Below are 24,477 nucleotides of genomic sequence, written 5' to 3' on the forward strand. Positions count from 1 at the left end.
GCGCTGCAAACGCGTCGCGCCCCGAAGGACCGTCCGGCACGATGAGCACCTCTCTCACATCCATCAAGGGGATCGGCCCCGCCACCGCCGAGGGCTTTATCCGCGCCGGGATCACCTCGGCCGAGGAGCTGCGCGAGATCGGCGCGGACGCCGCCTATGCCGCCTGGATCGAGGTCGGGAACCCCGCCCATTTCATCGGCTATTACGCGCTGCACATGGCGCTGCAAGGTCGCCCGTGGAACGACTGCCGTGGCGCGGAGAAGACCGAATTCCGCAAGAAATTCGATGCACTTAAGGCGCGGATCGCGTCGGACGACAGCAGCACCCAATCCGCAAAAGAGAAAGGCCGCGCCCGGCTGGACGCGGCCCTCTCGGAAATTGGTCTGATCGCGAAACGCTAGATCAGCCGACGATCTCGAGACCCGAGAAGAAGAACGAGATTTCTTCCGCAGCGGTTTCCGGAGCGTCGGAGCCGTGCACCGAGTTCTCACCCACGGAGAGCGCGTATTCCTTGCGGATGGTGCCCTCGTCGGCTTCCGCCGGGTTGGTCGCGCCCATCACTTCGCGGTTCTTGGCGATCGCGCCTTCACCCTCGAGCACCTGAACGACGACCGGCTCGGACGCCATGAACTCGCACAGTTCGCCGTAGAAGGGGCGCTCTTTGTGGACTTCGTAGAACTTGCCGGCCTGATCCATGGTCAGCTGGATGCGCTTTTGCGCGACGATGCGCAGCCCCGCTTCCTCGAACTTGGCGTTGATCTTGCCGGTGAGGTTGCGCTTGGTCGCGTCGGGTTTGATGATGCTCAGCGTGCGTTCGATGGCCATGTGTGACCCTTTCCTTGTGGTTCGTGGCCGGTATCCGGTCCGAAATATCTGCCGCGCCTGCTATCATGCAGGGGAAGCCTTGAAAAGCCCTCATGGGCGGGCTTGCGGCGACACTAGCGTGGTTTTGTGACCGTTTGGTCAAGGCCGATCGACAGGCCGCCGCGCGGGTTTGCGCCCGCAGATGCCTCCGGCGGGGATATTTTTGCCAAGCCGAAAGGGCCGCGGCGCGCGGCAGCGATTGACTGTTGCCCGCCCCTGCGCCAAGTCAGGCCCCATGTTGCGCATCTCCGATATCTCCTTTTCGATCGAAGGCCGTCCGCTCTTTGCGAACGCCTCCGCCACCATCCCCGAAGGCCACAAGGTCGGCCTCGTCGGCCCCAACGGCGCGGGCAAGACGACACTGTTCCGGCTGATCCGGGGCGAGCTGACGCTGGATGGCGGCGAGATCGGCCTGCCCTCGCGCGCCCGCGTCGGCGGCGTGGCGCAGGAAGTGCCGTCCTCTTCGACCTCGCTTCTCGATACGGTGCTGGCCGCCGACGAGGAACGCGCGAGCCTTCTGGCCGAGGCCGAGACGGCGACCGACGCGCATCGCATCGCCGAGGTGCAGACGCGGCTGGTCGATATCGACGCGTGGTCCGGCGAGGCGCGGGCGAGCGCCATTCTGAAGGGCCTCGGCTTCGACATGGAGGCGCAAAAGCGCCCCTGTTCGGATTTCTCCGGCGGCTGGCGGATGCGCGTGGCGCTGGCGGGCGTGCTGTTCGCGCAGCCCGATCTGCTGCTTCTGGACGAACCGACGAACTATCTCGATCTCGAAGGCGCGCTCTGGCTGGAAAGCTATCTGATGCGCTACCCGCATACGGTGATCGTGATCTCCCACGACCGCGATCTGCTCAACCGCGCGGTGGGCTCGATCCTGCATCTCGAGGATCGGCAACTCACGCTTTATCAAGGCGGCTACGACACCTTCGCACGCACCCGCAGGCTGCGCCGCGAGGCGCAGGCCGCCCAAGCCAAGAAGCAGGAGGCGCGCCGCGCCCATCTGCAGGGCTTCGTGGATCGCTTCCGCGCGCAGGCCACCAAGGCCAAGCAGGCGCAGGCGCGCGTCAAGATGCTCGAGAAGATGGAGCCGATCACCGCCCCGGAAGAAGCGGCGAAACAGGTCTTCACCTTCCCCGCGCCGGAACAGCTCTCCCCGCCGATCATCGCGATGGAAGGTGCCGCCGTGGGCTATGGCGGGCCCGCGATCCTCAAGCAGCTCAACCTGCGCATCGATCAGGACGACCGGATCGCGCTGCTGGGCCGGAACGGTGAGGGGAAATCCACGCTTTCCAAGCTCTTGGCGGACAAACTTCAGGTGATGGACGGCAAGATCACGCGCTCGTCCAAGCTGCGGATCGGCTATTTCGCGCAGCATCAGGTCGACGAGCTGGACCTGAAAGAGACGCCGCTCACCCATCTCAAGCGCGAGCGTCCCGACGAGCATCCCGCCAAGCTGCGCGCGCGGCTTGCGGGCTTCGGCCTCGGCGCGGATCAGGCGGAGACGGCGGTGGGCAAGCTCTCGGGCGGGCAGAAGGCGCGGCTGTCGCTGCTACTGGCGACGCTCGATGCGCCGCATCTCTTGATCCTCGACGAGCCGACCAACCACCTCGACATCGAGAGCCGCGAGGCGCTGGTGACGGCGCTCACCGAATATTCCGGCGCGGTGATCCTTGTGAGCCACGACATGCACCTGCTGGGGCTGGTGGCCGACCGGCTCTGGCTGGTCAAGGGCGGCGCGGTCGCGCCCTATCAGGGCGATCTGGAAAGCTACCGCGCGGAGCTTCTGGCGCCGCCGCCCGAGGACAAGCCCGCGAAATCGGCCGCGCCGAAAGCCGCAAAACCGTCGCGCTGTGCGATGACCACCATGAAGCGCGAGGTCCGCGACTGCGAAGCCCGGGTCGAGAAGCTGAGCGACATGCTCGAGAAGCTCGACGCGAAACTCGCCGATCCCACGCTTTACGAGCCTGAAAAAGCCCGAGATCTCGCGATCTGGCAGGCCAAGCATACCGAGGCGACCAAGGCGATGGAAAAGGCCGAGGCGCTCTGGATGGCGGCGCTGGAGAAACTCGAGACCGCCGAGCAGGACTGAGATCGATGAAGGGGCCGCGCGCCCCTTCTTCTCGATCCAAATATCCCCGCCGGAGGCGCCTGCCCCCTCAACCAGCGCGGCGCATCACAGCTTGTAGATGCCCTCGAATTTCCGCGTCAGATAAGCCAGCAGCGGCGTCTCGGTCGGCTCGAACCCGCAGGCGTTCTGGATCGTCTCGCGCGGGGTGCGCAACCCGCCGTGGACGCGCAGGTTCTCGTCGAGCCATTGCTTGGCGGGGCTCGCATCGCCCTCGGCCAATGCCGCGTCGATACCCGGCGTGACCGCGCGCATCGCCTCGTCGAGACAGCCCGCATAGACATTGCCCAGCGCATAGGTCGGGAAGTAGCCGAACAGCCCCACCGACCAATGCACATCCTGCAGGAAGCCCTGGCTGGGCTTGGTGACCTTCACGCCGAAATCCTGTTCGAAACGGGTATTCCACGCCTCTTCGAGATCCGCGACCTCCAGCTTGCCCGAGATCAGATCGCGCTCCAGATCGAAGCGCAGCATGATGTGGAGGTTGTAGTTCAGCTCGTCCGATTCCGTGCGGATGAAGCCCATATCGACGCGGTTGACCAGCGCGTGGAAGGTCTCCGCATCCATGCCGAGATCGCCGAACGCATCGGTCATGCGCTGATGCAGCCAGCCGGTGAACGGGGCCGAGCGGCCAAGCTGGTTCTCATAGATCCGGCTCTGGCTTTCATGCACGCCCATCGAGACGCCGTGGCCCAGCGGCGTGAAGCGATAGGCCGGGTTGATCGCCTGCTCGTAGGTGGCGTGCCCGACCTCGTGGATCGTCGAGTAGATATTGCCGAACGGGTCGCTCTCGGAGATGCGCGTCGTGATGCGCGCATCGTCGCCGCCGCCCGAGGAGAACGGGTGAACCGACATATCGAGCCGCCCGCGAGTCCAGTCATAGCCGAAGGCGGAGGCGCATTTGCGCGCCAGCCGCAGCTGGGCGTTCTCGGGGAAGACCTTGTCGAAGGGCTGCGGCGAGACCTCGGAGCCCAGCACCCGGTCGCGCAGCTCCACCAGCGGGCCACGCATCCGGTCGAAGACGGTGGCGATTTCCTTCGACGTCGCGCCCGGCTCGAAATCGTCGAGCAGCGCATCGTAGAGATTGCCCTCGGACAGGCATTCCGCCTCTTCGCGCTTGAGGCGCACGACCTCTTCCAGCGTCGGCAGGAAGGCGGAGGCATCTTCATTGGCGCGGGCCTCGGCCCAGATGCCTTGCGACAGCGAGGTCAGACGCGCCATCTCGGTCGCGAGGCGCGCCGGGATGCGGGTCGCGCGGTTGTAGCTGCGCCCCACCAGATCGAGCACGCGCGCGCTGACCGCATCATCGGCCTCGGCGCGGGCCAGCCAGTCCTCGATGCGCGGATCGGTGCGGCGCGCATGCAGCACCGATTCCAGCGCGGCGGATTCCTCGGCGCGCTGATCGGCGGCGCCGCGCGGCATCATCACCTCCTGATCCCAGCTCAGGAGCCCGGCGATATTGCCCAGCGCTTCGGTTTCGCGCTGATGCGCGAGCAGGTCCTGATAGGCGCTCATACGCGGCCCTCCCGGATGGAACGAACAAGGGGGAAGCGCGCCATGTGACGCGCGCGGATCACGAGGACCCAGGTGATAATAGCACCGAATTGGTGGATGAGGCCCAGCCACCAGTAATTCACCAGCTCAAGCGCGGTGGTGATGCCCAGCACCATCTGGAAGAAGATCATCGCCGCCATCAGCGCGAAGGCCTCCTTGGTGCGCGGATGGGCCGAGCTGCGCGCGCGCCATGCGGCGTAAAGACCCGAGGCGAAGACGAGATAGCCGACCATGCGGTGCATGAATTGCACAAGCGCCGGGTTCTCGAAGAAGTTGCGCCAGATCGGCGTGTAGTCGAAGCTCTCCGACGGCAGGAACTGCCCGTTCATCGAGGGCCATGTCGGGAAGGCGAGCCCTGCGTCGATCCCCGCCGTCAGCGCGCCGAGGATGATCTGCACGAAGACCAGCCCAATCAGCACCGAGCCGATCCGGCTCAGGCGCGGCTCGGCCAGACGGCGGGCCTGCAGCAGCGCCGATTCCGGGCGCGAGAGCTGCAGCGCGAACCAGGAGATCAGACCGAGGATGATGAAGGCGAGGCCGAGGTGCGTGGCCAGCCTGTAGGACGCGACCGATGTCATCCGCCCCACAAGGCCCGAGGACACCATCCACCAGCCGATCGCGCCTTGCAGACCACCCAAGACCCCGAGGCTGAACAGCCGTCCGGTCCATCCCGTCGGGATTTTCTTGGTCAGCCAGAAGCCGACGAAGCCGATGAACCAGACCATGCCGATCAGGCGGCCCAGCTGACGGTGGCCCCATTCCCACCAGAAGATGCCCTTGAATTCGGACACGGTCATGTTGGGGTTCATGTATTTGAACTGCGGGCTCTCTTTGTAATGGGTGAATTCCGCCTGCCAGTCCGCATCGCTCATCGGCGGGATCGCCCCCGAGATCGGATCCCAGCGCGTGATCGACAGCCCGCTATCGGTGAGGCGCGTGGCCCCGCCCACGGCGATCATCGCCACGACCAGCGTGAACAGCACGAAGAGCCACATCCGGATCGCGCGGCGCGCGCCGCGCGGCTTGGCGTCGATCATGCCACCCTTGGGCTCGGCCCGTGTCGTGGCGCCGTCAGAGCCGACTTCCTCGAAGATGCTACGTTTCTCGCTCATGCGTGCGGGCCCCCGGCTTTGTCTGTCGCCTGTTCTTGGCAGAAATTTGCGCGAGGGCAAACTAGGCCGCCCCCTCACCGGGGGCAAGGGGGCGGGAAGGCGCAGGGCGCGCTGTCTCAGGGCACTTAGACGTGATCGGACAGCCTCAGTCGAAATCCTCGCGGATGATGCGATCTTCCGCCACTCCGAGGTCTTTCAACGTGGCTTCGATCTCGTCGACCATCTTGTCGGGACCGCAGACGTAGAACTTGCCGCTCTCCTTCTCGACGAAGGGCGCGAGGAAGCCGCGATCGACATGCATCGAAATGACTCCCTTGCCGGGATCGCTCTGACCGGTGACGGTCCAGACGGTCTCCAGCCCCTCCATCGCCTCGAACTCGTCGCGCAGGATGATGTCGGCTTCCGTCTTGTTCGAGAAGATCAGGCGGCAGCCCTCCAGCGTACCTTCGCGGGCCAGACGCGCGCGCAGGATCGAGATAAAGGGCGTCACCCCTGCCCCGCCTGCGATGAAGGTGCCGGGGCCCTCGTCCTTGATCGCACCCCACGGATCGGAGACTTCCACCGCCTCGCCGGGGGTGAGCGTCGCGATCTGCTCGGTCACGCCGTCATGGTCGGGATAGGATTTGATGACGAATTCCAGCGTGTCGCCATCCACCGGGTTGGTGAAGGTGAAGGGGCGCTGCTCGTCGGCCCACCCTTCGCGGGTCAGGTTCAGATCGACCGTCTGACCGGGCGCGAAGTCGAACCCCTCGGGGCGCGGGAAGACGAGGTGATGCGTGTCATGGGTGACGGGCGTGATGCTTTGCAATTCGAGACGGGTGCTCATGGCGGGCTCCTTTCGTTGAAGAGCGAACGCGAGGTGTTGCGCAGGCGTTCCCACCCCGCCCGCCGAATGGGTAAAGAAAAGGGCCGCGCGAGGGGATTTCGCGCGGCCCTTCGGTGTCATCGGATGTGGCGGCAGGTGGGGCTTAGAAGCCCAGCGCCGCACGAACCTGATCGACCACGCCTTCGACGAGCTGCGGATTGTCGCGTGCGCTCTGCACCGCCGTGCGCAACTGCGCCTTCGTGGCCTCGGGCAGCTCGGACGTGTCGACGATATCCATCACGCGGTCCGCGTCGAACCCTTCCACGGTCAGCGCCTTCGCCGCAGCCATCACACCCTGCGCGGGCACCGATGCCTGCGTGTCGCCGCCGCTCGCGGTAGCTGCCGGGGTAGCCGTCTGCGCGGCATTGGTCGCGGCGGCTGCGGCGTCGGCCGCGGCATTTGCGGCTTCGCTGGCGGCCTCGGCTGCGGCTTTCGCTGCCGTGCTCGCGCCTTCGACCGCGCTATCGGTCGCATCCTCTTGAGCGCCGCTGGCCGCCGAGGCGGCCGCATTCGCAGCCTTCGCGGCAGCTTCCGCCGCCGCCGTTGCGGCATCAGCGGCATCGGTGGCCGCCGCGCTGGCCGCATCGCTTGCGGAATTCATCGTGGCTGTCGCGGCCTCGCTCGCAGCCGAGGCGGCATCCTTGGCCGCATCGCTCGCGTCGCCGGCCGCCTGCTGCGCGGTCTCGGTCGCTTTCGAGACGGTGTCGGCCGCACTTTGGGCGGCGTCGGAGGCGGCGCTTTGCGCCTGATCGGCCCCGCTCTGCGCCGCCTCTTTCGCGGCATCGGCAGCATCCGCCGCCGCGTTTGCGCCCGCATCCATCGCGCCCGAGGCTTTTTCCTTCACGCTATCGGCGGCGTCGGACGCCGCCTGGCTCGCCTTGTCGGCGGCGGCCTTCACCGACTCGCCCGCGGACTTCACCGCATCGCTGGCCTTCTCGGCCACGCTCTTGTCGGCGTTCTCAGCGCCCGTAGTCGCGTTCGTGGTCGCATCGGACGTCTCGGGTCCGTCCGCGATATCGGTATTGAGGATGATCAGTCCGGCGGCCACCGCCAGCACCAAGATCGCCGCTGCCACAAGCTTGTTCATCGCGCTATTTCCCTTGATTGTCTCTCTTTGCGGGCACTCTACGCCCTGCCTCGACCACTGGGCTCAGCCACCCGCGCGGCCTGCGATTGCACCGCGATCACCTTGGCCCCGCCCGGCAGAAGACAACGCGAATCCTCCCCGCTCGGTTCCCGCGCCTTTGCGGTTGAATACGGCGGCGCGCAGGACTATCTTTTCGGCCGAATTACTTAATGGCTACAGAAGGATTCCCACCATAGCCCGCAGACCCCATAACGCCCCGCCGACCCGTGACACCGGCCCCCGAGTGAACGGCCGTATCCGCGCGAACGAGATTCGACTCATTGGCGCGGAAGGCGAGAATGTCGGCGTGGTTACCCCGCGCGAAGCGATGTCCATGGCCGAAGAGGCCGGGCTCGATCTCGTCGAGATCTCGCCCAACGCCAATCCGCCCGTCTGCAAGATCATGGATTTCGGCAAGTTCAAATACGAACAGCAAAAGCGCGAAGCCGAAGCCCGCAAGAAGCAGAAGACGATCGAAATCAAGGAAGTCAAATTCCGCCCGGGCACCGATGTGCACGATTACGACGTCAAGATGCGCAACGTGGTGAAGTTCCTTGAGAACGGCGACAAGGTGAAGGTCACCCTGCGCTTCCGTGGTCGCGAAATGGCGCACCAGGATCTGGGTCTCGAGCTGCTCAACCGCGTCCGCACCGATGTGGGCGAACTGGGCAAGGTCGAGAACATGCCCAAGCTCGAAGGCCGCCAGATGGTGATGATGATCGCCCCGGCGAAATAAGCGCCCGAGCATCGCGAGATGGTTTGAACCCTCCCCTCACCGGGAGGGTTTTTTCATGGCCCGTCGCGGGCGGTTCGCGCATTTCGGGGGATGAAGAGATCAACCGATTGGCGTACTCGGCAGCACGCGCGACCCGGACCCGCGCCAATAGGCGGGCCCGGGTCTTGGCGCATCAGGCGCGATCAGCCATGGCCGGCGAGGATCGCGATCCGGACAGCCTCGGCATCGGCCGCGAGCGACTCGGCCGCAGCCCCCGTCACCGGCACCCCGAGGATTTGCGTGACGGCGATCACCGTATCGGTCGAGATCGGAACGGTCTTGTCCGACGCCGCCCCAAGGAAGATCGCGGCGAGCGTGTCAGCATCATTCGTCACGCCATCGCTCGAAAGCGGCGTCTTCCCATCAAGCGTCGCCTGCAGCAGCGCGAGGTTCTGCAGCGGGGAGTCGATGAAGGTCACGTTGTCCCAGTTCAGGGAAAGCTCCTCGATCGCGCTGTCGAGCGAGAGGTTGTAGAACGAAACCATCTCGGGCGAGATCGACGCGAGCGCCTCTTCATAGGCCTGATCGAGCACATGTCCCGGCGACCGCGCGACGTTCAGACGCCCCAGTTCGACCTCCGGAATACCTTCCTGCGACCAGGTCGGCTTGCCGCCACCCGACGAAGAAGGCGCCCCGGCTTGCGGCCCCTTGCCCTCGGCATCGCCGCCGGGTCCGCCCTGACCTTGGCCTTGAGACTGCCCGCTCTGCGAGCCCCCGCTGCCCTGACCTTGACCGCCTTGGCTTCCGCTTCCGCTGCCGCTCCCTTGGCCGCCGGATCCTTGGGCATAGGCCGCGGAACTGAACGGACCGTTGATCGGTGCCTGCCATGCGACGGCAAGCCCCAGTGCCGCTGCAATAGCGACGAGAGAGGTGCGGGATTTACTCGTGAAAATTGAATTGCGCATTTCCATTTCCTCCTAATTCACGACGCCTTGGCGTCGGCGCTAGGAGAACATGCGAGGCCGCGGCCTGCGTTGATTGTAGTCAATAAGATGTATGTTTTTCCGGAGCCCGCGTCCCGCCCCGACAGGTCGCATCCTCCCCATCGGGACGCATTGGCACAGGGAACGGCACTCGCGCGTGCCGCGAGTTTCGCACAGCGCGCATAGCGGACCAAAACGCTTCGCGGACACCCCAAAAAATTAAAGCGCCGCGGGAGGGAGACCCGCGGCGCATTTTGGGGAAAAGACGAGGGAGAACGTCTGTTCCTCGGGTCGGGTTCTGTGCGGTTTGGGCCGCGTCAGGGAGATCAAGAACCCGATGCACTTGTGATATGGGAGTATCCGTGTGCTGAACTTGACTTAGGTCAAAACTCATCCGGTTTGAACTGCGACAAACTGTTCCAATGGTCACGTTTCTGACAGGGTCGGTGAGCCGCGTGTGAGGAAAACCTTACCAGAAGCCCGACGCCCCGCCTTCGGACCTGTCTTTTCGGGCTCTCAAGACACACGGCGCGATCACGCGAGCGAGTCGCCCCGACCGAACTTTCAGTGCCTTTTTCTTCCCGTCCCATCCGGTCTTGCGTGCGTGCCCCCGCGATTGCCCCGGTTTCGCCATTCCCACCGCGCGAAATCGCCCCGTTCGGAGGCGAAATCGAAACCCGAACAGGCGCGGCCCGGAATCGGGTTACCGGCAATTGCGCGCTCTTTATCGCGTCGCCCCCTGCGTGCTAGTTGGAACGAGAGGCAGTTTCGAGATCGACATGGGCAAGCAACGAGTGATCCGGCGCAGGATGCAGGCGCAAACGGGCAAGCCCGCGCTGCTCGACGCGGTGGGCTGGACCGAGGACACCGATCTCGGGCCCCGTCACCATCTGCGGGCCTTCTTCGCCGCCCCCGCGCAGGCCGAGGATCTCAGCTTCGACGCCGTGCCCGGAGCTGCCCATCTGGCCGAGGGGCGCAATGTCGCGGGCGCGGTGATGGCGATTTACGAGCCGACCGCGCCGGGCCCGATCCAGGCCGCGATGACCGGGCCGGACGGCCCTACCCTGCGCGAGATCCCCCCCGCCGCCCCCGATTGGGATATGTTCGAAGGCCGCAACTGCCTGTTCGGGCTGCGGCTGGAGGAGAGCGTCGAGACGGTGCTCGATTGGCTGAGCTGGCATCACGACCATCACGGCGCGACGGGCGCGGTGATCGTGAACCGCGCGCCCGAGGAAAGCCCCGCAGGCACCGGCGAGAGTTTCGCCGATGCGCTTGAGGCGGGCATGGCGCTGCGCGAGCTGGACCTGCCGGTCGCGATCCTCGAAAGCCCGCTGCCGCTGGGCAAGCCGGGAATGGGGCCGGAGAACCATGTCTTCCTCGCGCCCGACGCGCCCGGCAAGGACCGGATGGAGCCGCCTACCCCCGATCCGCAGCGCAGCCCGCTCGGACAGGCGCTGATCTTCGAGATCGCGAAATGGCGCTTCTTCGCGAAGGCGGCCTCGGTGCTGGTGCTCGACGTGACCGATCTGCTGGCCGCGCGCGAGCCGGGCCAGCCCTCGGCGTTCGAGGCCACGCAAGAGGCCGAAAACGGCGTGATCCTTCTGGTGGGCCGCCGCATCTACCCTTGGCGCGTGCGCAACGATCAGCCCGCGCGCTTCCCCGACCATATCTGCCGCCAGTTCGACGCGCGGCGCGGTATCGCCCGCTGGGGCTGCGCGCCCGGCAAGGCGGGGCTCGAGAATACGTGGCGACTGCTGCGTGTCAGCTATTGCCGCCCCGATCCGGGGCTGATCTACGGCTTCTGGCGCGCGATGGCGCTGCGGGTCCCGGGGACCTCGCCTGCGGAACTCGCCCCCAAGACCTCGCTGATCGAGGACGAACGGCTGCTGCATCTGTCGCGCGACATCTGGGGGTTCAAGCCGGTGCGCCCGCCGGTCTCCAAGGTGAAGGACGCGCCCGCGCAGGCCGTCGAGGCAGGCCGCACCGCCATCGTCACCACGATGAAGAACGAGGGTCCCTTCATCCTCGAATGGATCGCCTATCACCGCGCGATCGGCGTGGATGATTTCCTCGTCTATACCAACGACTGCACCGACGGCACCGATACGATGCTCGACCTGCTGCAGGCCAAGGGCTACGTCCAACACCGCGAGAACCCGTTCCGCACGATGGTCGACATGAAGCCGCAGCACGCGGCGCTGGCGGCGGCGGAGACCGAACCGGTCATCACCAAGGCGGGCTGGTCGATCTGCATGGATGTGGACGAGTTCATCAACGTGAAGATCGGCGACGGCACGCTGAAATCGCTCTACGAGGCGATGGGCGAGGCGAACATGATCGCGCTGACCTGGCGACTGTTCGGCAATGCGGATGTCCATGAATTCAAGGACAGCTTCATCACCGGGCAATTCACCCGCTGCGCCCCCGAGATCGTGCGCAAGCCGCATCAGGCCTGGGGTTTCAAGACGCTGTTTCGCAATATCGCGCTCTACAAGAAGCTGGGCGTCCATCGTCCCAAGGGGCTGAACCCGGACCTCTGGGATCAGGTGAACTGGCTCAACGGCTCGGGCCAGCCGATGCCGCGCGAGATGTTCCGCAATGGCTGGCGCTCGACGCTCGACACCTATGGCTATGACTGGGTGCAGCTGAACCATTACGCGGTGCGCTCGGCCGAGAGCTTCCTCGTGAAGCGCGACCGGGGCCGGGTGAACCATGTCGATCGCGATCAGGGGCTGAACTACTGGTTCCGGATGAACCATAACGCGGTCGAGGATCGCTCGATCCAGCGGATGCTGCCCGCCGCGCGCGCCGAGTTCGACCGCATGATGGCCGATCCCGAGATCGCCGCCGCGCATCACCATTCCGTCGCCTGCCACCGCGCGAAGATCGAGGAACTGATGGCGCGCCCCGATCAGCGCGAGTTCTACGAAACCCTGACCTCGGAGCGCTTCGAGGCGCTCTCGCGGATGCTGCATGTCTTCGGCTCGGCCGTGTTCAACACCGGCCCGCATGTGATCCCCGACGATCTGCATGCCCGCGATCTGCCCGACGACTTCTTCTTCACCGTCGAGGCGCCAGACGAGGCGACGCACTGAGTCTCAGCCCTTTGCGTTTGTGGCACATGCGGGAGCCTCCGGCGGGAGTATTTTTCGCCAGATGAAGGGGCAATCTTAACGCGACAGTAAACGCGAACTGGCAGCGTTGATCTCGCGGAACAGGCTGGAGAGCCGATGGCCGCGCCAGGTGAAGCGCCCTCCGCCGGCTGCTGCAAACAGGCCCCGTGCGGAGGGCGTGAACGCCCTCTCATCTGGCCCGAAATACTCCCGCCGGAGGCTCCCGCGCGTCGTGCATGCATGCCTTCGCCGTTTCGCTGCCACCCTTTGGTCCTTGCGGGCATGACTGCGGGCGGGCACACTCCGCCCATGCGTGCGCTCGCGATCACATCCGTCAAGAACGAAGGCCCGTTTCTGCTGGAATGGCTGGCCCATCACCGCGCCATTGGCTTCACGGATTTCCTTGTCTTTTCAAATGACTGCGACGACGGCACCGATGCGATGCTGGATCGGCTGCAGGAGATCGGCTGGCTGACCCATGTGCCCAATCCCGGCCCGTGGAAGGAAGGCCCGCAATGGGCGGCGCTGAAACAGGCCGATGCGCATCCGCTGGTGGCTCAGGCCGACTGGATCGCGGTGATCGACGTTGACGAATTCGTCACCATAAAGACCGGCGACGGCACGCTGGACGCGCTGATCGAAGCCGTCCCGCAGGCCACCGCTTTCGCGATGACATGGCGGCTGTTCGGCAATTGCGGCGTGGTCGGCTTCGAGGATCGCCCCGTCACGCAGCAATTCCCCCGCTGCGCGCCGCCGGACATGCTCTGGCCGTGGCGCGCGTCGATGTTCAAGACGCTGTTTGCCAATACGGGCGCCTATGCCAAGCTCGGTGTCCATCGCCCCCGCGCGCCGCAGGACGACAAGCTGGCGGGCACGCTCTGGGTCGACGGATCGGGACGCAAACTGCCGCCGCAATATCAGCGCCAGAAGCTGTTCACCCCGCCCGGCAGCGCGCCTTACGACCTTGTTCAGCTCAACCATTACCCGCTTGGGTCGATGGAGGGCTACCTCGTGAAATGCGACCGCGGCCGCTCGAACCGGCAGGCAGGCGCCTTCGACATGTCCTACTGGGTGGAGCGGAATTTCTCGGACGTGGAGGACGATTCGATCCGTCGCCACGATGCGGGCACGCAAGCGCGGCTCGCCGAGCTGACCGCCGATCCCGACCTGCCCCGACTGCACAATGCGGCGGTTACGTGGCGCAAGGCGAAGGCCCGCACGCTTCTGCGCGAGGAGCCTTACCGCGCGCTTTTCGGACGGCTCTTGCTCTGCCCGCCAAGCCGTCCGCTCTCGCCGCAAGCCGCTAAACTCATGGTTCGCCTCGCAAAAGCGGCGATTTCCGAGCAATCGTGAACAAACGCCACTAAATGCGCCAATTGTTGCCTGTTAAGAAATGTGGCGGCAGATTCCTCGCTTGGCTCCTATTTGTGCCCCTTTCTTGCGGTGATACGTTGGTTGAGCAGAACCGGCGGTGTCCCGCCCGCGCCCGCAGCACGCGAAGCGCGCACGAAAGCTGAAAAGAGGCGAAGGTGAACAAGGCAGACACGGACTGGCGTGCACGGCTGGAAAAGATCGCGGACGAGACCGGCTATTACGAGCCGCTCGGGGCCGATCACGAAGTGCTGTTCCACGACGACTCGCCCGTCCTGATCGTCAGCTTCGAGACCCGACCGCAGATCGAGGCCGATCCCGAAGAGGCCCTGCCCTTCGGCTACAAGATCGCCCGCGATGAGGGCTGGTCCGCGCTCAGCGTGATCGCTTCGGACGAGAGCTGGTTCCGCGACCCGGCCATCTATGCCTATTTCGACCGGCTGGTGGATGAAGCCTTCTTTGAAGATTTCGACCGTGTTGTGTTCTTCGGCGCCGGTCCCTGCGGCTATGCGGCGGCCGCGTTTTCGGTCGCGGCACCCGGCGCCACGGTGATCGCGCTCGCACCGCAGGCGACGCTCGATCCGACACTCGCGGGCTGGGATGACCGGTTCCCGCAGACCCGCCGGATGTCCTTCACCGATCGCTACGGCTTCGCGCCCGAAATGCTCGACGGTGCGGAGCGGGCCTTCGTCTTCTATGACCCGTTCGAGCGGCTCGACGCGATGCACGCGGCGCTGTTCGCGCGGCCTTGCGTGTCGCTGATGCCGTGCCGGCATATCGGCCCGGACCCGGCGGCGGGGCTGCTCGATATGGATATTCTCGACGAGGTTCTGATCGCTGCGGGCGCGGGCAAGCTGACCCCGTCCCTGTTCTGGACCTTCTTCCGCGCCCGGCGACTTTCGAAACGCTACGTGGTCCGGCTGGTCGACCACCTGCGCCGCGCGCGCCGCCCGGTGCTGGAAGCGATCCTGTGCCGCGCCGTCGGGACGAGCCAGAACCGTCCGAAATTCCGCAACCGCTATGAGGCGCTCGCCCAGAAGCTCGCCGAGCAGGGAATCGAGTTGCCGGAGCCACAAGAACGGGCTGGCGCGGCCTGAGCCCCGATTGAGAGACTGAGACATAAAAAGGGCGCGCCCCGGCTGGGGCACGCCCTTTTTCAATGTGAGACGCCCGGGCGCCCCGGACCGCGATCAGATATAGAAGCGGTCGCGGAACACGTGGCGCACGATGCCGTCACGGGTCAGACCCATCTCGGCCAGCTCGGCGTCGCTTTTCGCGTCGAGCGCACGGATCTGCTCCTGGCGCGACTGGCGCTGCATATAGGCGACGAGGCCTTGTGCGATTGCGTGGCCCATGCGGGCGAAGATCGATTGTCCGCCATGGGCGGTGGTAACGAATGCCATTGGAAACCTCCTGAGGTTCAGCGTTCAGGTCGTTTTCTCCCTTGGCACTGAATTTAGGTCAGGCTTGCTGCCAGTGGTACCGCCATCTCCGCATCCCCGCCATGCAAATGCTGCAGTGCGGCATGCGCGCTCCCTCTGGATTTGCACGCAGCCTCGGGCTAAGGACTTTTCTCATGAGCACGATCACCCTTCCCCGCCCCGACGATTGGCACCTGCATCTGCGCGATGGCGCGATGCTGGAAGGTGTCGCCCCCGAAACCGCCCGTGATTTCGCCCGCGCGATCATCATGCCGAACCTCGTGCCCCCCGTGGTGCGCGGTGACGATGCGGCCGTCTATCGCGAGCGCATCCTGAAGGCGCTGCCCGAGGAGAGCGATTTCGAGCCACTGATGACGCTCTACCTGACCGAAAAGACCGATCCGCAGGATGTGGCGCAGGCCGCCGCCTCCGGTCTGGTCAAGGCGGTGAAGCTCTATCCCGCGGGCGCCACGACGAACTCGGATTCGGGCGTGCGCGATTTCGACAAGGTGCGCGGCGTGCTGGAGAAGATGGCCGAGATCGGCCTGCCGCTTTGCGTGCATGGCGAGGTGACCCGCCCCGAAGTCGATATCTTCGACCGCGAGGCCGTCTTCATCGAGACCGTGCTGGACCCGATCCGGCGCAAGACCCCCGGCCTGCGCGTGGTGATGGAGCATATCACCACGAAAGACGGCGTGGATTACGTGGCCGCGCAGGGCGACGACATGGGCGGGACGATCACCACGCATCACCTGATCATCAACCGCAACCATATCCTCGTGGGCGGGATCAAACCGCATTACTACTGCCTGCCGGTGGCCAAGCGTGAGACGCATCGGCTGGCGCTGGTCGAGGCCGCGACCTCGGGCAATCCGCATTTCTTCCTCGGCACCGACTCTGCGCCGCATGTGGACGCCGCCAAGGAAACCGCCTGCGGCTGCGCGGGCTGCTTCACTGCCACCCATACGATGCCGCTTCTGGCGCATGTATTCGAAGCCGAGGGCGCGCTCGACAAGCTCGAAGGCTTTGCCTCGCGCAACGGCCCCGCCTTCTACCGCCTGCCGGTCAACGAGGCGACGCTGACGCTCGAGAAGACCGACCAGCCCAACAGCTGGCCCGCCAAGATCGAGACCGGCGCCGGCCCCGTCACCCTCTTCGATCCGGGTTTCCCGGTCCATTGGCATGTAAAACGCTGATTTCCAACTGCTCGAAATATCCCCGCCGGAGGCTCCCGGGCCTGCCGACGGACGCTCCGCGGGGGATATTTAGACCAAGCCGAAACCAGCCTTGATAAGGACGAGATGATGATCCCCAGCTCCTTCCCCAGCAAAGAAGAAATCGCCCGCCTGACCGCGCGGATGCTTCTGGAAATCGAAGCGGTGCATTTCAATGCCGACGAGCCCTTCACGCTCGCCTCCGGTCTGCCCTCGCCGACCTATATCGATTGCCGCAAGCTGATCTCCTTCCCGCGTATCCGCTCGACCCTGATGGATTTCCTCGCCGTGACGGTGATGCGCGAGGCGGGCTTCGAGGCCTTCGACAATATCGCAGGCGGCGAGACGGCGGGCATTCCCTTCGCCGCGATGGTGGCCGAGCGTCTGGCCCTGCCGATGACCTATGTGCGCAAGAAACCCAAGGGCTACGGGCGCAACGCGCGCATCGAGGGCGCGATGACCGAAGGCCAGCGCGTTCTGCTGGTCGAGGACCTGACCACCGATGGCGGCTCCAAACTGAGCTTCGTCGACGCGATCCGCGACACCGGCGCGAGCTGCGGCCATACCGCGGTGATTTTCTACTACGGGATTTTCCCCGAGACGGTCCCGAACCTGCGCGAACATGGCGTCGAGCTGCATCACCTGTGCACCTGGTGGGATGTGCTGGCCGAAGCGCGCGCACAGGGCAGCTTCTCGAAGGAAACGCTTGACGAGGTCGAAGCCTTCCTGAGCGATCCGCGCCCGTGGCAGGACGCGCGCAAGGGCTGAAACAGCCCGGAGATTCCTGTGGATGATCCTGTGGATGCTCTGGGGAGCGTTTTGGCGGCGAATCTCGCGCTTCGAAAATGATCGCGAGATGTGGTAGGCTTCCTACGGGCAAACACCATAAATTCCGAAAACTCCGCTGAAACAGCGGGGTTTTCCCCAATCTTATCCAGATTCCCTTTTCCCCCGACTGCGGCTAGAAGACCGCGCAGAGGGACGGGGACACCAAGGCAGGTACATGAACGATCAGGCACAACGACCCGATGAGGGACAGCCCGGAAATTTGCCCGCAGAGGGCACCGCACTGCCCCATAATATCGAAGCGGAACAACAGCTTCTGGGCGCGATCCTCACCAATAACGACATCTTCGACCGGATCGCCTCCGTCATCAAACCGGAGCATTTCTACGAGCCGGTGCACCAGCGCATCTACGAGGTCGCGGCAGCGAAGATCCAGAAGAACGCGCTCGCCTCGCCGGTGACGCTGAAAGCCTATCTCGAAGACGATGAGGGGCTTCAGGAACTGGGCGGGCCGGCCTATCTGGCGCGTCTGGCGGGGGCGGCGATTTCGGCCTATGCGGCGCGTGACTACGCGCTGATGATCTACGAGATGGCGGTGCGGCGCGGGCTGATCGAATTGGGTCAGGATATCTCGTCGCGCGCGGGCAAGCCGCAGATCGACGACGACCCGAAGGAGCAGATCGCCTCCGCCGAGCAGCGGCTTTATAATCTTGCCGAAGAGGGTCAGGCGCAGAAGGGCTGGACCTCGTTCCTGTCGGCTGTGACCGAGGCCGTGCAATCGGCCAACGCCGCCTATCAGCGCGACGGCGGGCTTGCCGGCGTCTCGACCGGGCTGGTCGATCTCGACAAGAAGCTCGGCGGCTTCCACCCGTCGGATTTGCTGATCCTCGCAGGGCGTCCCTCGATGGGGAAAACCTCGCTTGCGACCAACATCGCCTTCAATATCGGCAAGGCCTACAAGAAGGGCATGCGCCATGACGGGGTCGAGGGCGCGATCGAAGGCGGCGTGGTCGGGTTCTTCTCGCTCGAGATGAGCGCCGAACAGCTGGCCGCGCGTATCCTTTCCGAAGCCTCGGAAGTGCCCTCGGAGCGTATCCGCCGCGGCGACATGACGGAGAGCGAATTCCGCCGCTTCGTCGAGGCCGCGAAGGCGCTGGAGAAATGCCCGCTCTATATCGACGACACGCCCGCCCTGCCGATCGGTCAGGTCGCCGCGCGGTGTCGCCGCCTGAAGCGGACGCATGGGCTCGACGTGGTGATCGTCGACTACCTGCAGCTGCTGCGCGGCTCGGGTCGCGGCGACAACCGCGTGCAGGAGATCGGTGAGATCTCGATGGGCCTGAAGGCCATCGCGAAGGAATTGAACATCCCCGTGGTCGCGCTGTCGCAGCTGTCGCGGACGGTGGAAAGCCGCGAGGACAAGCGCCCGCAGCTCTCCGACCTTCGCGAATCCGGCTCGATCGAACAGGATGCCGACGTGGTTATGTTCGTCTATCGCGACGAATATTATCACGAGCGTCTCAAGCCGCCGGAAGACGACCCGAAATTCGCCGAATGGATGCAGAAGGCCGAGCGCGTGCACGGCAAGGCCGAGGTGATCCTCGGCAAGCAGCGTCACGGGCCGATCGGCACGGTGGAATTGGCCTTCGAGAGCCAGTTCACGCGCTTCTCGGATCTGGCCAAGCCGTGGCAGGGCGACGGCAACGAAGGGTTCTGAGCGGGGCTTGGGGGCGCGGCCCCCGGCGCCGGAGGGCTCTGGCATGTATAATCGAGCAGAAACGGAAAAAGGGGGGCCAACGCCCCCCTTTTTTAGTGTCTGTCGGTTGTGACGCGCGGCGCGCTCAGTAGAGGCCGCCTGCCGAGAGCGAGCCGAAATCGGCCTTCTTCTTCGGGATGACCTTCTGCTGGCCGGTCGAGGTGGTGACCGTGGTGGAACCCGCATCGTCACGCTCGCCCTGCGCAAAGAGCGGCAGGTTCGAGCCCATCGCGAAGCCGCCATCGACGACCAGCGAGCCGAGGCCCGACATGTCCTGACCGGGGCGCAGATATTCCGCCTGCACGAATTCGCCGGTGGCGCTGTCGTCCAGACGCTCGCCGGTATAGCGGTTGAACTTCGCCCAGGTACCGCCCGGCGGAACCTTGAATTTCGAGCCGCCGAATTCCTTGATCGCCTCGCGCATGAACTCGTTGAACACGGGCACACAGAGCGTGCCGCCATAGGCGTGACGGCCCAAGCTACGCGGGTTGTCGTAGCCCATGTAGCACGAGGCCACGATGTTCGAGCTGAAGCCGGTGAACCACACGTCCTTCGCGTCGTTGGTGGTGCCGGTCTTGCCCGCGATCGGAACCGGCAGGTCGACGCCGTAGCCGGAGCCGCGCTTCACCACGCCCTCCATCAGCGAGATCATCTGATAGGCGGTGATCGGGTCGATGATCTGGTCGCGGTGGCTGACGATCTTCGGCCCCTGCCCCTCGGGCAGGTTCGGATCCTCGCAATTGGCGCAGCTGCGCTGATCGTGGCGGTAGATCGTGCGGCCATAGCGGTCCTGCACGCGGTCGACCAGCGTCGGCTCCACCCGCTCGCCGCCATTGGCGAACATCGCATAGGCCGAGATCAGGCGGAACATCGTCGTTTCCTGCGCGCCGAGCGCATTGGCGAGGAACTGGCGCATATGGTCGTAGACGCCGAATTTCTCGGCATAGGCCGCGACCGTCTCCATGCCGATTTCCTGCGCGATCCGGATCGTCATCAGGTTCCGCGAGTGTTCAAGCCCGGTGCGCATCGGCGTCGGGCCGTAATATTTGTTCGACGCGTTCTTCGGGCGCCACATGCCTTGGGGCGTGTTGATCTCGATCGGTGCGTCGACCACGATCGTCTCGGGCGAGAAGCCGGAATCCAGCGCCGCCGCATAGACGAAGGGTTTGAAGTTCGAACCCGGCTGGCGCATCGCCTGCGTGGCGCGGTTATAGACCGAGGACTGATAGGAGAAGCCGCCCTGCATCGCGAGCACGCGGCCGGTATTCACGTCCATCGCCATGAAGGCGCCTTCGACCTTCGGCACCTGACGCAGCGTCCAGCGGATGAAGGAGCCATCGCTATCCTTCGTCATCGCGCGGACCTCGACGACGTCGCCGGTCTCCAGCAGGTCCTGCGCCCGTTTCGCGCGCGGACCGAGCTTGCCGTCGTCTTTCAGCTTGCGCGCCCAGGTCACGTCCTCGGGCGGAATCCAGTGGCCGTCTTTGTCTTCCTCGATCCCCTCGATGCCGATCCGGGCCGAGCCGCCCTCGAAGCCCAGCACCACCGCCGGGTGCCAGCCGTCGATGTCGCGCGGGGCTTTCGCGGTCGAGACATCGGAGAGCGCGGCGCGCCAGTCGGCCTCCTTGCCGAGCTTATCCTCGGCGATCTTCGCCCCGGTGCCGCGCCAGACGCCCTGCTCGCGGTCGTATTTCTCCAGCGCATGCTGCAGCGCCTTCGTCGCATGGGATTGCAGATCGGGGTTCACGGTCGCGCGGATCGTGAGGCCGCCACCGAAGAATTCCTCTTCGCCGAAGCTCTTCGACAGCTGGCGGCGGATTTCGTCGGTGAAATAGTCGCGCGGCGGAAGCTGCGCACGGAACGGGGCGTAATCGCCGTTCTGCACCGATTTCAGCGGCTTGTTCTGCTCCGCCTCCATCGTGGCGCGGTCGATCCGGCCATCCTCATACATCCGGCGCAGCACGTAGTTGCGGCGATCCACGGCGGTCTTGTAGTCGCGCACGGGATGCAGATCGGCGGGTTTCTTCGGCAGCGCCGCGAGATAGGCGGCCTCGCCCACCGTCAGATCGGCGAGCGGCTTGTTGAAATAGGTCTGCGCGGCAGCGGCGACCCCGTAGGAGTTCTGGCCGAGATAGATCTCGTTGAGATAGAGCTCGAGAATGCGGTCCTTGCTGAGCACATGCTCGATGCGCGAGGACAGGATCAGTTCCTTGATCTTGCGCTCCACCGAGCGGTCCGAGGACAGAAGCAGGTTCTTCGTCACCTGCTGGGTGATCGTCGAGGCGCCGCGCACGTCGCGCCCGCCCGACTTCACGGCCGTGAACATCGCCGCCGCGATCCCGCGCGGGTCGAAACCGGGGTGGATGTAGAAATTCTTGTCCTCGGCCGAGACGAAGGCGCCCTTCACCCGGTCGGGAATGTCGCGGATCGGCACGAAGAGGCGGCGCTGCTCGGCGAATTCGTCGATCAGACGACCGTCGCCGTTATAGATACGCGAGATGGTCTTGGGGCGGTATTGCGCAAGCTGGTCATAGCTCGGCAGATCGCGCGAATAGATCCAGAAGATCGCCCCGATGGTGAGCGCGGCAAAGAACAGCCCGGTCACAACCCAGGAAAACACGCCGCCGATCGAGCCGAGAATGAAACGGATCACTGATACACCCCTTGCCTCGGGGCAGATCACCCCATCGCGCCAGCCTATACATCGCGCCTTCGTGACGGTCAAAGTAATGTGCGCTCACGCTTCCGAGAAGACTCCGCGTGGTCACAATCCCGCCCAATGGGCGGATGACCGCGCGTCAGACCGGGAACAAAACGCGATTATTGGCGCAAAAGCTTGGCCTCGGCCGCATCGCCCTGCGCCCATGTCTCGACGCCCTTGGTGAGCGCCGCGGCCATCCGTGCGCGCCAGTCGGGGTCCTTGAGCCGCGCGCGATCGGCGGGCGAGGACAGGAAGCCCAGCTCCACGAGGACCGAAGGAATATCGGGCGATTTCAGCACCGAGAAATTCGCGCCCTGCACCGGGTGTTTGTGCATATGCAGCCCCGCCCCCTTGATCGCGCCCGCCAGCACCTGCGACAGCCGGACCGAGCGCGGCTGCGTATCGCGCCGCGCCAGATCGACGAGAATATGGGTGATCGCATCGCCCTGCCCCTTCAGATCGACACCTGCGAGGATATCGTCGCGGTCGTGGCGCTGCACCAGCTTGCGGGTCGCCTCGGTTTCGGCGTGATCGGCGAGCCGGTAGATCGTGGAGCCGGTCGCCCGACCTTCGGCGATGGAATCCGCGTGGAGCGAGATGAAGAGATCCGCCCCCGCCGCGCGCGCCACCGTCACACGGGTCTCGAGCGGCACGAACACGTCCTGATCGCGGGTCATCACCACCTGCATCCCCGCCCGGCGCATCGCGTCGCGCAGCTGGCGGGCAAAGCCCAGCACGATATCGGCCTCATGCCCGCCGCCATCCTCCGCCCCCGGATCGATGCCGCCATGGCCGGGATCGAGCACCACCTTCAGCGGCCGCGTCCCGTCCTGACGGCGATGCGGGGCGGCGGTCGGCGCGGGTTGCGGCAGATCCCACAGGGCGGAATCGGCGGCCCCCTTGCGCGGGCTGAACTTCACCGCGGGCACCTGCGCCAGCGTCAGCGCGATCTCGGGGTCGCCCTTGGTGCGCTCCTCCGAGGTGACGAGGCGCATCGGATGGGCCAGCTCGGCCACCATCCGCGACCAGCCGGGACGGAACTTGCCCCAGCGCAGACCTTTGATCGCATCGCTGCCCTTGAGCAGGTTTTCGGGCGGGTTGGCGCCGAAATTCACCTCGCGGAAGTCGATGACGAGCCTGTAGGGATCGGCCAGCAGAAAGGCGCGATACGGCACGGGCTGACTGATGCCGAGCGTGATCGCGACCTTATCGCCGCTTTGCGCGATCTGGCTGCGGTCGGGCACATATTGCGCCAAGGCCGACAGGTCCTGCGCCCGCGCAGGCAGAGCCAGCGCGAGAGACATCGCGAGAAGTAGAATGAACCGCCCGATCATACGCGCCCCGTTTTTATGCGCTTTCGTTTTGCGGGCACTATAGCGGCCGGGGTCGCGCGGAGCAAAGGGCGAATGGGGCTGACTCGGCGCGGGCGACCAGCCCGGGCCGCGCCCGTCTGGCCCTTCGCTTGCGCTACGGGCGTTCGCCGGACGTCCTTCCACAGGAAGGCCGTTTGACCCGGCTCACCCCTCATCGCAACCTCAGCGGTTCTCCATAAAGCTCCGCAGCCGCTTGATCCCCTCGGCGACCCGCTCGGGGCTTTGCGCATAGGAAAACCGGATCGTCTGCGCGCCGCGATGGGGGTCGAAATCCATCCCCGGCGTGACCGCCACTCCGACGCTCTCGAGGATTTCCGCAGCGAAAGCCGCGCTATCCTCGGTCAGCTCCGACACGTCGGCATAGAGGTAGAACGCCCCATCGGGCGGCGCGATCCGGGTGAAGCCCATCTTCGGCAGCTCTTCGAGCAGCATCTGGCGGCTTTCGCCATAGCGCGCGACATTCTCGGCCATCTCGTCGAGGCTCTCCAGTGCGCCCAGAGCCGCCACCTGGCTCGCATGGGGGGCGCAGATGAACATGTGCTGCGCGAGGCGTTCGACCGTGCGCAGATGGCTTTCCGGCACCACCATCCAGCCCACGCGCCAGCCCGTCATCGAGAAATATTTCGAGAAGGAATTGATCACGAAGACGTCGTCGGAAATCTCCAGCGCCGAGACCGCACGGCCCTCATATTGCAGCCCGTGATAGATCTCATCCGAGATGAAGGCGATGTCGCGGGCCTGACAATGCTCGATAAGCGCCTGCAGCTCCGGCTTGCCCAGCATCGTGCCCGACGGGTTGCCCGGCGAGGCCACGATCAGCCCGGCCAGATCGTCCGGGATTTCCTCGGGCGTCGGCTGGTAGCGGTTCTGCGCCTCGGTCGGAATGCCCACCGGCTCGATCGAGAGCGCCTTGAGGATCTGGCGGTAGCTCGGATAGCCCGGCTCGCCCAGCCCCACCTTGTCGCCCACATCGAACAGCGCCGTGAAGGCCAGCTGGAACGCCCCGGACGACCCCGAAGTGATGACCACGCGCGCGGGATCCAGATCGATGTCGTACCAACGCTTGTAGAGCTTCGCGATCCCCTCGCGCAGATAGGGCAGCCCCAGCGCGACCGTGTAGCCCATCGGCTGGGTCTCCAGCGCCTCGGCCAGACGGCGCTTGGCGGCCTTTGGCGCGGAGGTGCCCGGCTGGCCCACTTCCATATGCACGATGTCGCGGCCCGCGGCCTCCGCCTCTGCCGCCATGCGCAGCACATCCATCGCGATGAACGGTTCCACCTGCCCGCGTTTCGACTGCCGCATCCTGCCAACTCCTTGCCGCTTGAGATTTCGCCCAAGGGGTTAGGCCGAAGCCGTCCGAGCGTCAATGCGGCGTCACTGCACACATCTGCCGCCGCG

19 protein-coding genes are annotated in these 24,477 nt (G+C 65.3%); 9 read left to right on the top strand and 10 right to left on the bottom strand.

Features of this window, described 5'->3' with window-relative positions; all coding sequences use genetic code 11:
- Nucleotides 1-41: 41 nt before the first annotated feature.
- The gene (locus AC2TZ7_RS14345) at nucleotides 42-401 is read left to right on the top strand and encodes a TfoX/Sxy family DNA transformation protein (RefSeq protein ID WP_489864747.1); all 360 of its coding nucleotides are present in this window, start codon (nucleotides 42-44) and stop codon (nucleotides 399-401) included.
- A gap of 1 nt (nucleotide 402) precedes the next feature.
- Here AC2TZ7_RS14345 and ndk read toward each other — a convergent pair whose 3' ends face one another.
- Complete coding sequence (gene ndk / locus AC2TZ7_RS14350; protein WP_078520946.1) at nucleotides 403-825, bottom strand: nucleoside-diphosphate kinase; 423 nt, start codon at nucleotides 823-825, stop codon at nucleotides 403-405.
- Between the two features lie 274 nt (nucleotides 826-1,099).
- On the opposite strand from ndk, the gene AC2TZ7_RS14355 reads away from it, so the two are divergent.
- Nucleotides 1,100-2,953, top strand: a complete 1,854-nt coding sequence (locus AC2TZ7_RS14355; protein WP_078570894.1) for an ABC-F family ATP-binding cassette domain-containing protein — start codon at nucleotides 1,100-1,102, stop codon at nucleotides 2,951-2,953.
- Between the two features lie 84 nt (nucleotides 2,954-3,037).
- Here AC2TZ7_RS14355 and AC2TZ7_RS14360 read toward each other — a convergent pair whose 3' ends face one another.
- The 4 genes from AC2TZ7_RS14360 to AC2TZ7_RS14375 all read right to left on the bottom strand — a co-directional run bounded on the left by AC2TZ7_RS14360 (nucleotide 3,038) and on the right by AC2TZ7_RS14375 (nucleotide 7,607).
- The gene (locus AC2TZ7_RS14360; protein WP_489864748.1) at nucleotides 3,038-4,504 is read right to left on the bottom strand and encodes a carboxypeptidase M32; all 1,467 of its coding nucleotides are present in this window, start codon (nucleotides 4,502-4,504) and stop codon (nucleotides 3,038-3,040) included.
- The gene (gene ctaA / locus AC2TZ7_RS14365) at nucleotides 4,501-5,655 is read right to left on the bottom strand and encodes a heme A synthase (protein ID WP_489864749.1); all 1,155 of its coding nucleotides are present in this window, start codon (nucleotides 5,653-5,655) and stop codon (nucleotides 4,501-4,503) included. Before ctaA ends, AC2TZ7_RS14360 begins: the two co-directional genes overlap by 4 nt.
- A 145-nt stretch (nucleotides 5,656-5,800) precedes the next feature.
- Entirely contained in the window at nucleotides 5,801-6,481 is a 681-nt protein-coding gene (locus tag AC2TZ7_RS14370; protein WP_489864750.1) for an FAD-binding oxidoreductase, read from the bottom strand.
- Between the two features lie 142 nt (nucleotides 6,482-6,623).
- Nucleotides 6,624-7,607: a hypothetical protein gene (locus tag AC2TZ7_RS14375; RefSeq protein ID WP_489864751.1), complete on the bottom strand. Its 984-nt coding sequence runs from the start codon at nucleotides 7,605-7,607 to the stop codon at nucleotides 6,624-6,626.
- Between AC2TZ7_RS14375 and infC the strand changes: the two genes are divergently transcribed.
- On the top strand, nucleotides 7,549-8,382 hold the full coding sequence (gene infC / locus AC2TZ7_RS14380; RefSeq protein ID WP_489864752.1) for a translation initiation factor IF-3: 834 nt from the start codon (nucleotides 7,549-7,551) through the stop codon (nucleotides 8,380-8,382). The genes AC2TZ7_RS14375 and infC overlap by 59 nt on opposite strands.
- A 182-nt stretch (nucleotides 8,383-8,564) precedes the next feature.
- Here infC and AC2TZ7_RS14385 read toward each other — a convergent pair whose 3' ends face one another.
- Complete coding sequence (locus AC2TZ7_RS14385; RefSeq protein WP_489864753.1) at nucleotides 8,565-9,326, bottom strand: hypothetical protein; 762 nt, start codon at nucleotides 9,324-9,326, stop codon at nucleotides 8,565-8,567.
- 797 nt (nucleotides 9,327-10,123) lie between these two features.
- Between AC2TZ7_RS14385 and AC2TZ7_RS14390 the strand changes: the two genes are divergently transcribed.
- The 3 genes from AC2TZ7_RS14390 to AC2TZ7_RS14400 all read left to right on the top strand — a co-directional run bounded on the left by AC2TZ7_RS14390 (nucleotide 10,124) and on the right by AC2TZ7_RS14400 (nucleotide 14,925).
- Nucleotides 10,124-12,439: a glycosyltransferase family 2 protein gene (locus tag AC2TZ7_RS14390; RefSeq protein ID WP_489864754.1), complete on the top strand. Its 2,316-nt coding sequence runs from the start codon at nucleotides 10,124-10,126 to the stop codon at nucleotides 12,437-12,439.
- Nucleotides 12,440-12,766: 327 nt separating this feature from the next.
- Nucleotides 12,767-13,810, top strand: coding sequence for a glycosyltransferase family 2 protein (locus AC2TZ7_RS14395; protein WP_489864755.1), 1,044 nt, complete (start codon nucleotides 12,767-12,769; stop codon nucleotides 13,808-13,810).
- Nucleotides 13,811-13,986: 176 nt separating this feature from the next.
- Nucleotides 13,987-14,925, top strand: coding sequence for a phosphoadenosine phosphosulfate reductase (locus AC2TZ7_RS14400; protein WP_489864756.1), 939 nt, complete (start codon nucleotides 13,987-13,989; stop codon nucleotides 14,923-14,925).
- Nucleotides 14,926-15,018: 93 nt separating this feature from the next.
- On the opposite strand, the gene AC2TZ7_RS14405 is transcribed toward AC2TZ7_RS14400, so the two are convergent.
- Nucleotides 15,019-15,231 carry a hypothetical protein gene (locus AC2TZ7_RS14405; RefSeq protein ID WP_489864757.1) on the bottom strand — a complete coding sequence of 71 codons (213 nt, stop codon included), beginning with the start codon at nucleotides 15,229-15,231 and terminating at the stop codon, nucleotides 15,019-15,021.
- Nucleotides 15,232-15,404: 173 nt separating this feature from the next.
- On the opposite strand from AC2TZ7_RS14405, the gene pyrC reads away from it, so the two are divergent.
- From pyrC to AC2TZ7_RS14420, 3 genes are all read left to right on the top strand, one after another.
- Nucleotides 15,405-16,445: a dihydroorotase gene (gene pyrC / locus AC2TZ7_RS14410; RefSeq protein WP_489864758.1), complete on the top strand. Its 1,041-nt coding sequence runs from the start codon at nucleotides 15,405-15,407 to the stop codon at nucleotides 16,443-16,445.
- 108 nt (nucleotides 16,446-16,553) lie between these two features.
- On the top strand, nucleotides 16,554-17,231 hold the full coding sequence (locus AC2TZ7_RS14415) for an orotate phosphoribosyltransferase (RefSeq protein ID WP_078550681.1): 678 nt from the start codon (nucleotides 16,554-16,556) through the stop codon (nucleotides 17,229-17,231).
- A gap of 235 nt (nucleotides 17,232-17,466) precedes the next feature.
- The gene (locus AC2TZ7_RS14420; RefSeq protein ID WP_098411221.1) at nucleotides 17,467-18,966 is read left to right on the top strand and encodes a replicative DNA helicase; all 1,500 of its coding nucleotides are present in this window, start codon (nucleotides 17,467-17,469) and stop codon (nucleotides 18,964-18,966) included.
- A gap of 124 nt (nucleotides 18,967-19,090) precedes the next feature.
- On the opposite strand, the gene AC2TZ7_RS14425 is transcribed toward AC2TZ7_RS14420, so the two are convergent.
- The 3 genes from AC2TZ7_RS14425 to AC2TZ7_RS14435 form a co-directional block, all read right to left on the bottom strand.
- Nucleotides 19,091-21,658 carry a penicillin-binding protein 1A gene (locus AC2TZ7_RS14425; protein ID WP_489864759.1) on the bottom strand — a complete coding sequence of 856 codons (2,568 nt, stop codon included), beginning with the start codon at nucleotides 21,656-21,658 and terminating at the stop codon, nucleotides 19,091-19,093.
- 167 nt (nucleotides 21,659-21,825) lie between these two features.
- Complete coding sequence (locus tag AC2TZ7_RS14430; RefSeq protein WP_489864760.1) at nucleotides 21,826-23,040, bottom strand: N-acetylmuramoyl-L-alanine amidase; 1,215 nt, start codon at nucleotides 23,038-23,040, stop codon at nucleotides 21,826-21,828.
- Nucleotides 23,041-23,241: 201 nt separating this feature from the next.
- A complete protein-coding gene (locus tag AC2TZ7_RS14435; protein WP_489864761.1) occupies nucleotides 23,242-24,381 on the bottom strand; it encodes a pyridoxal phosphate-dependent aminotransferase in 1,140 nt (379 codons plus the stop codon).
- Between the last annotated feature and the right edge of the window lie 96 nt (nucleotides 24,382-24,477).

This window comes from Thioclava sp. ISO4, from assembly GCF_058105145.1.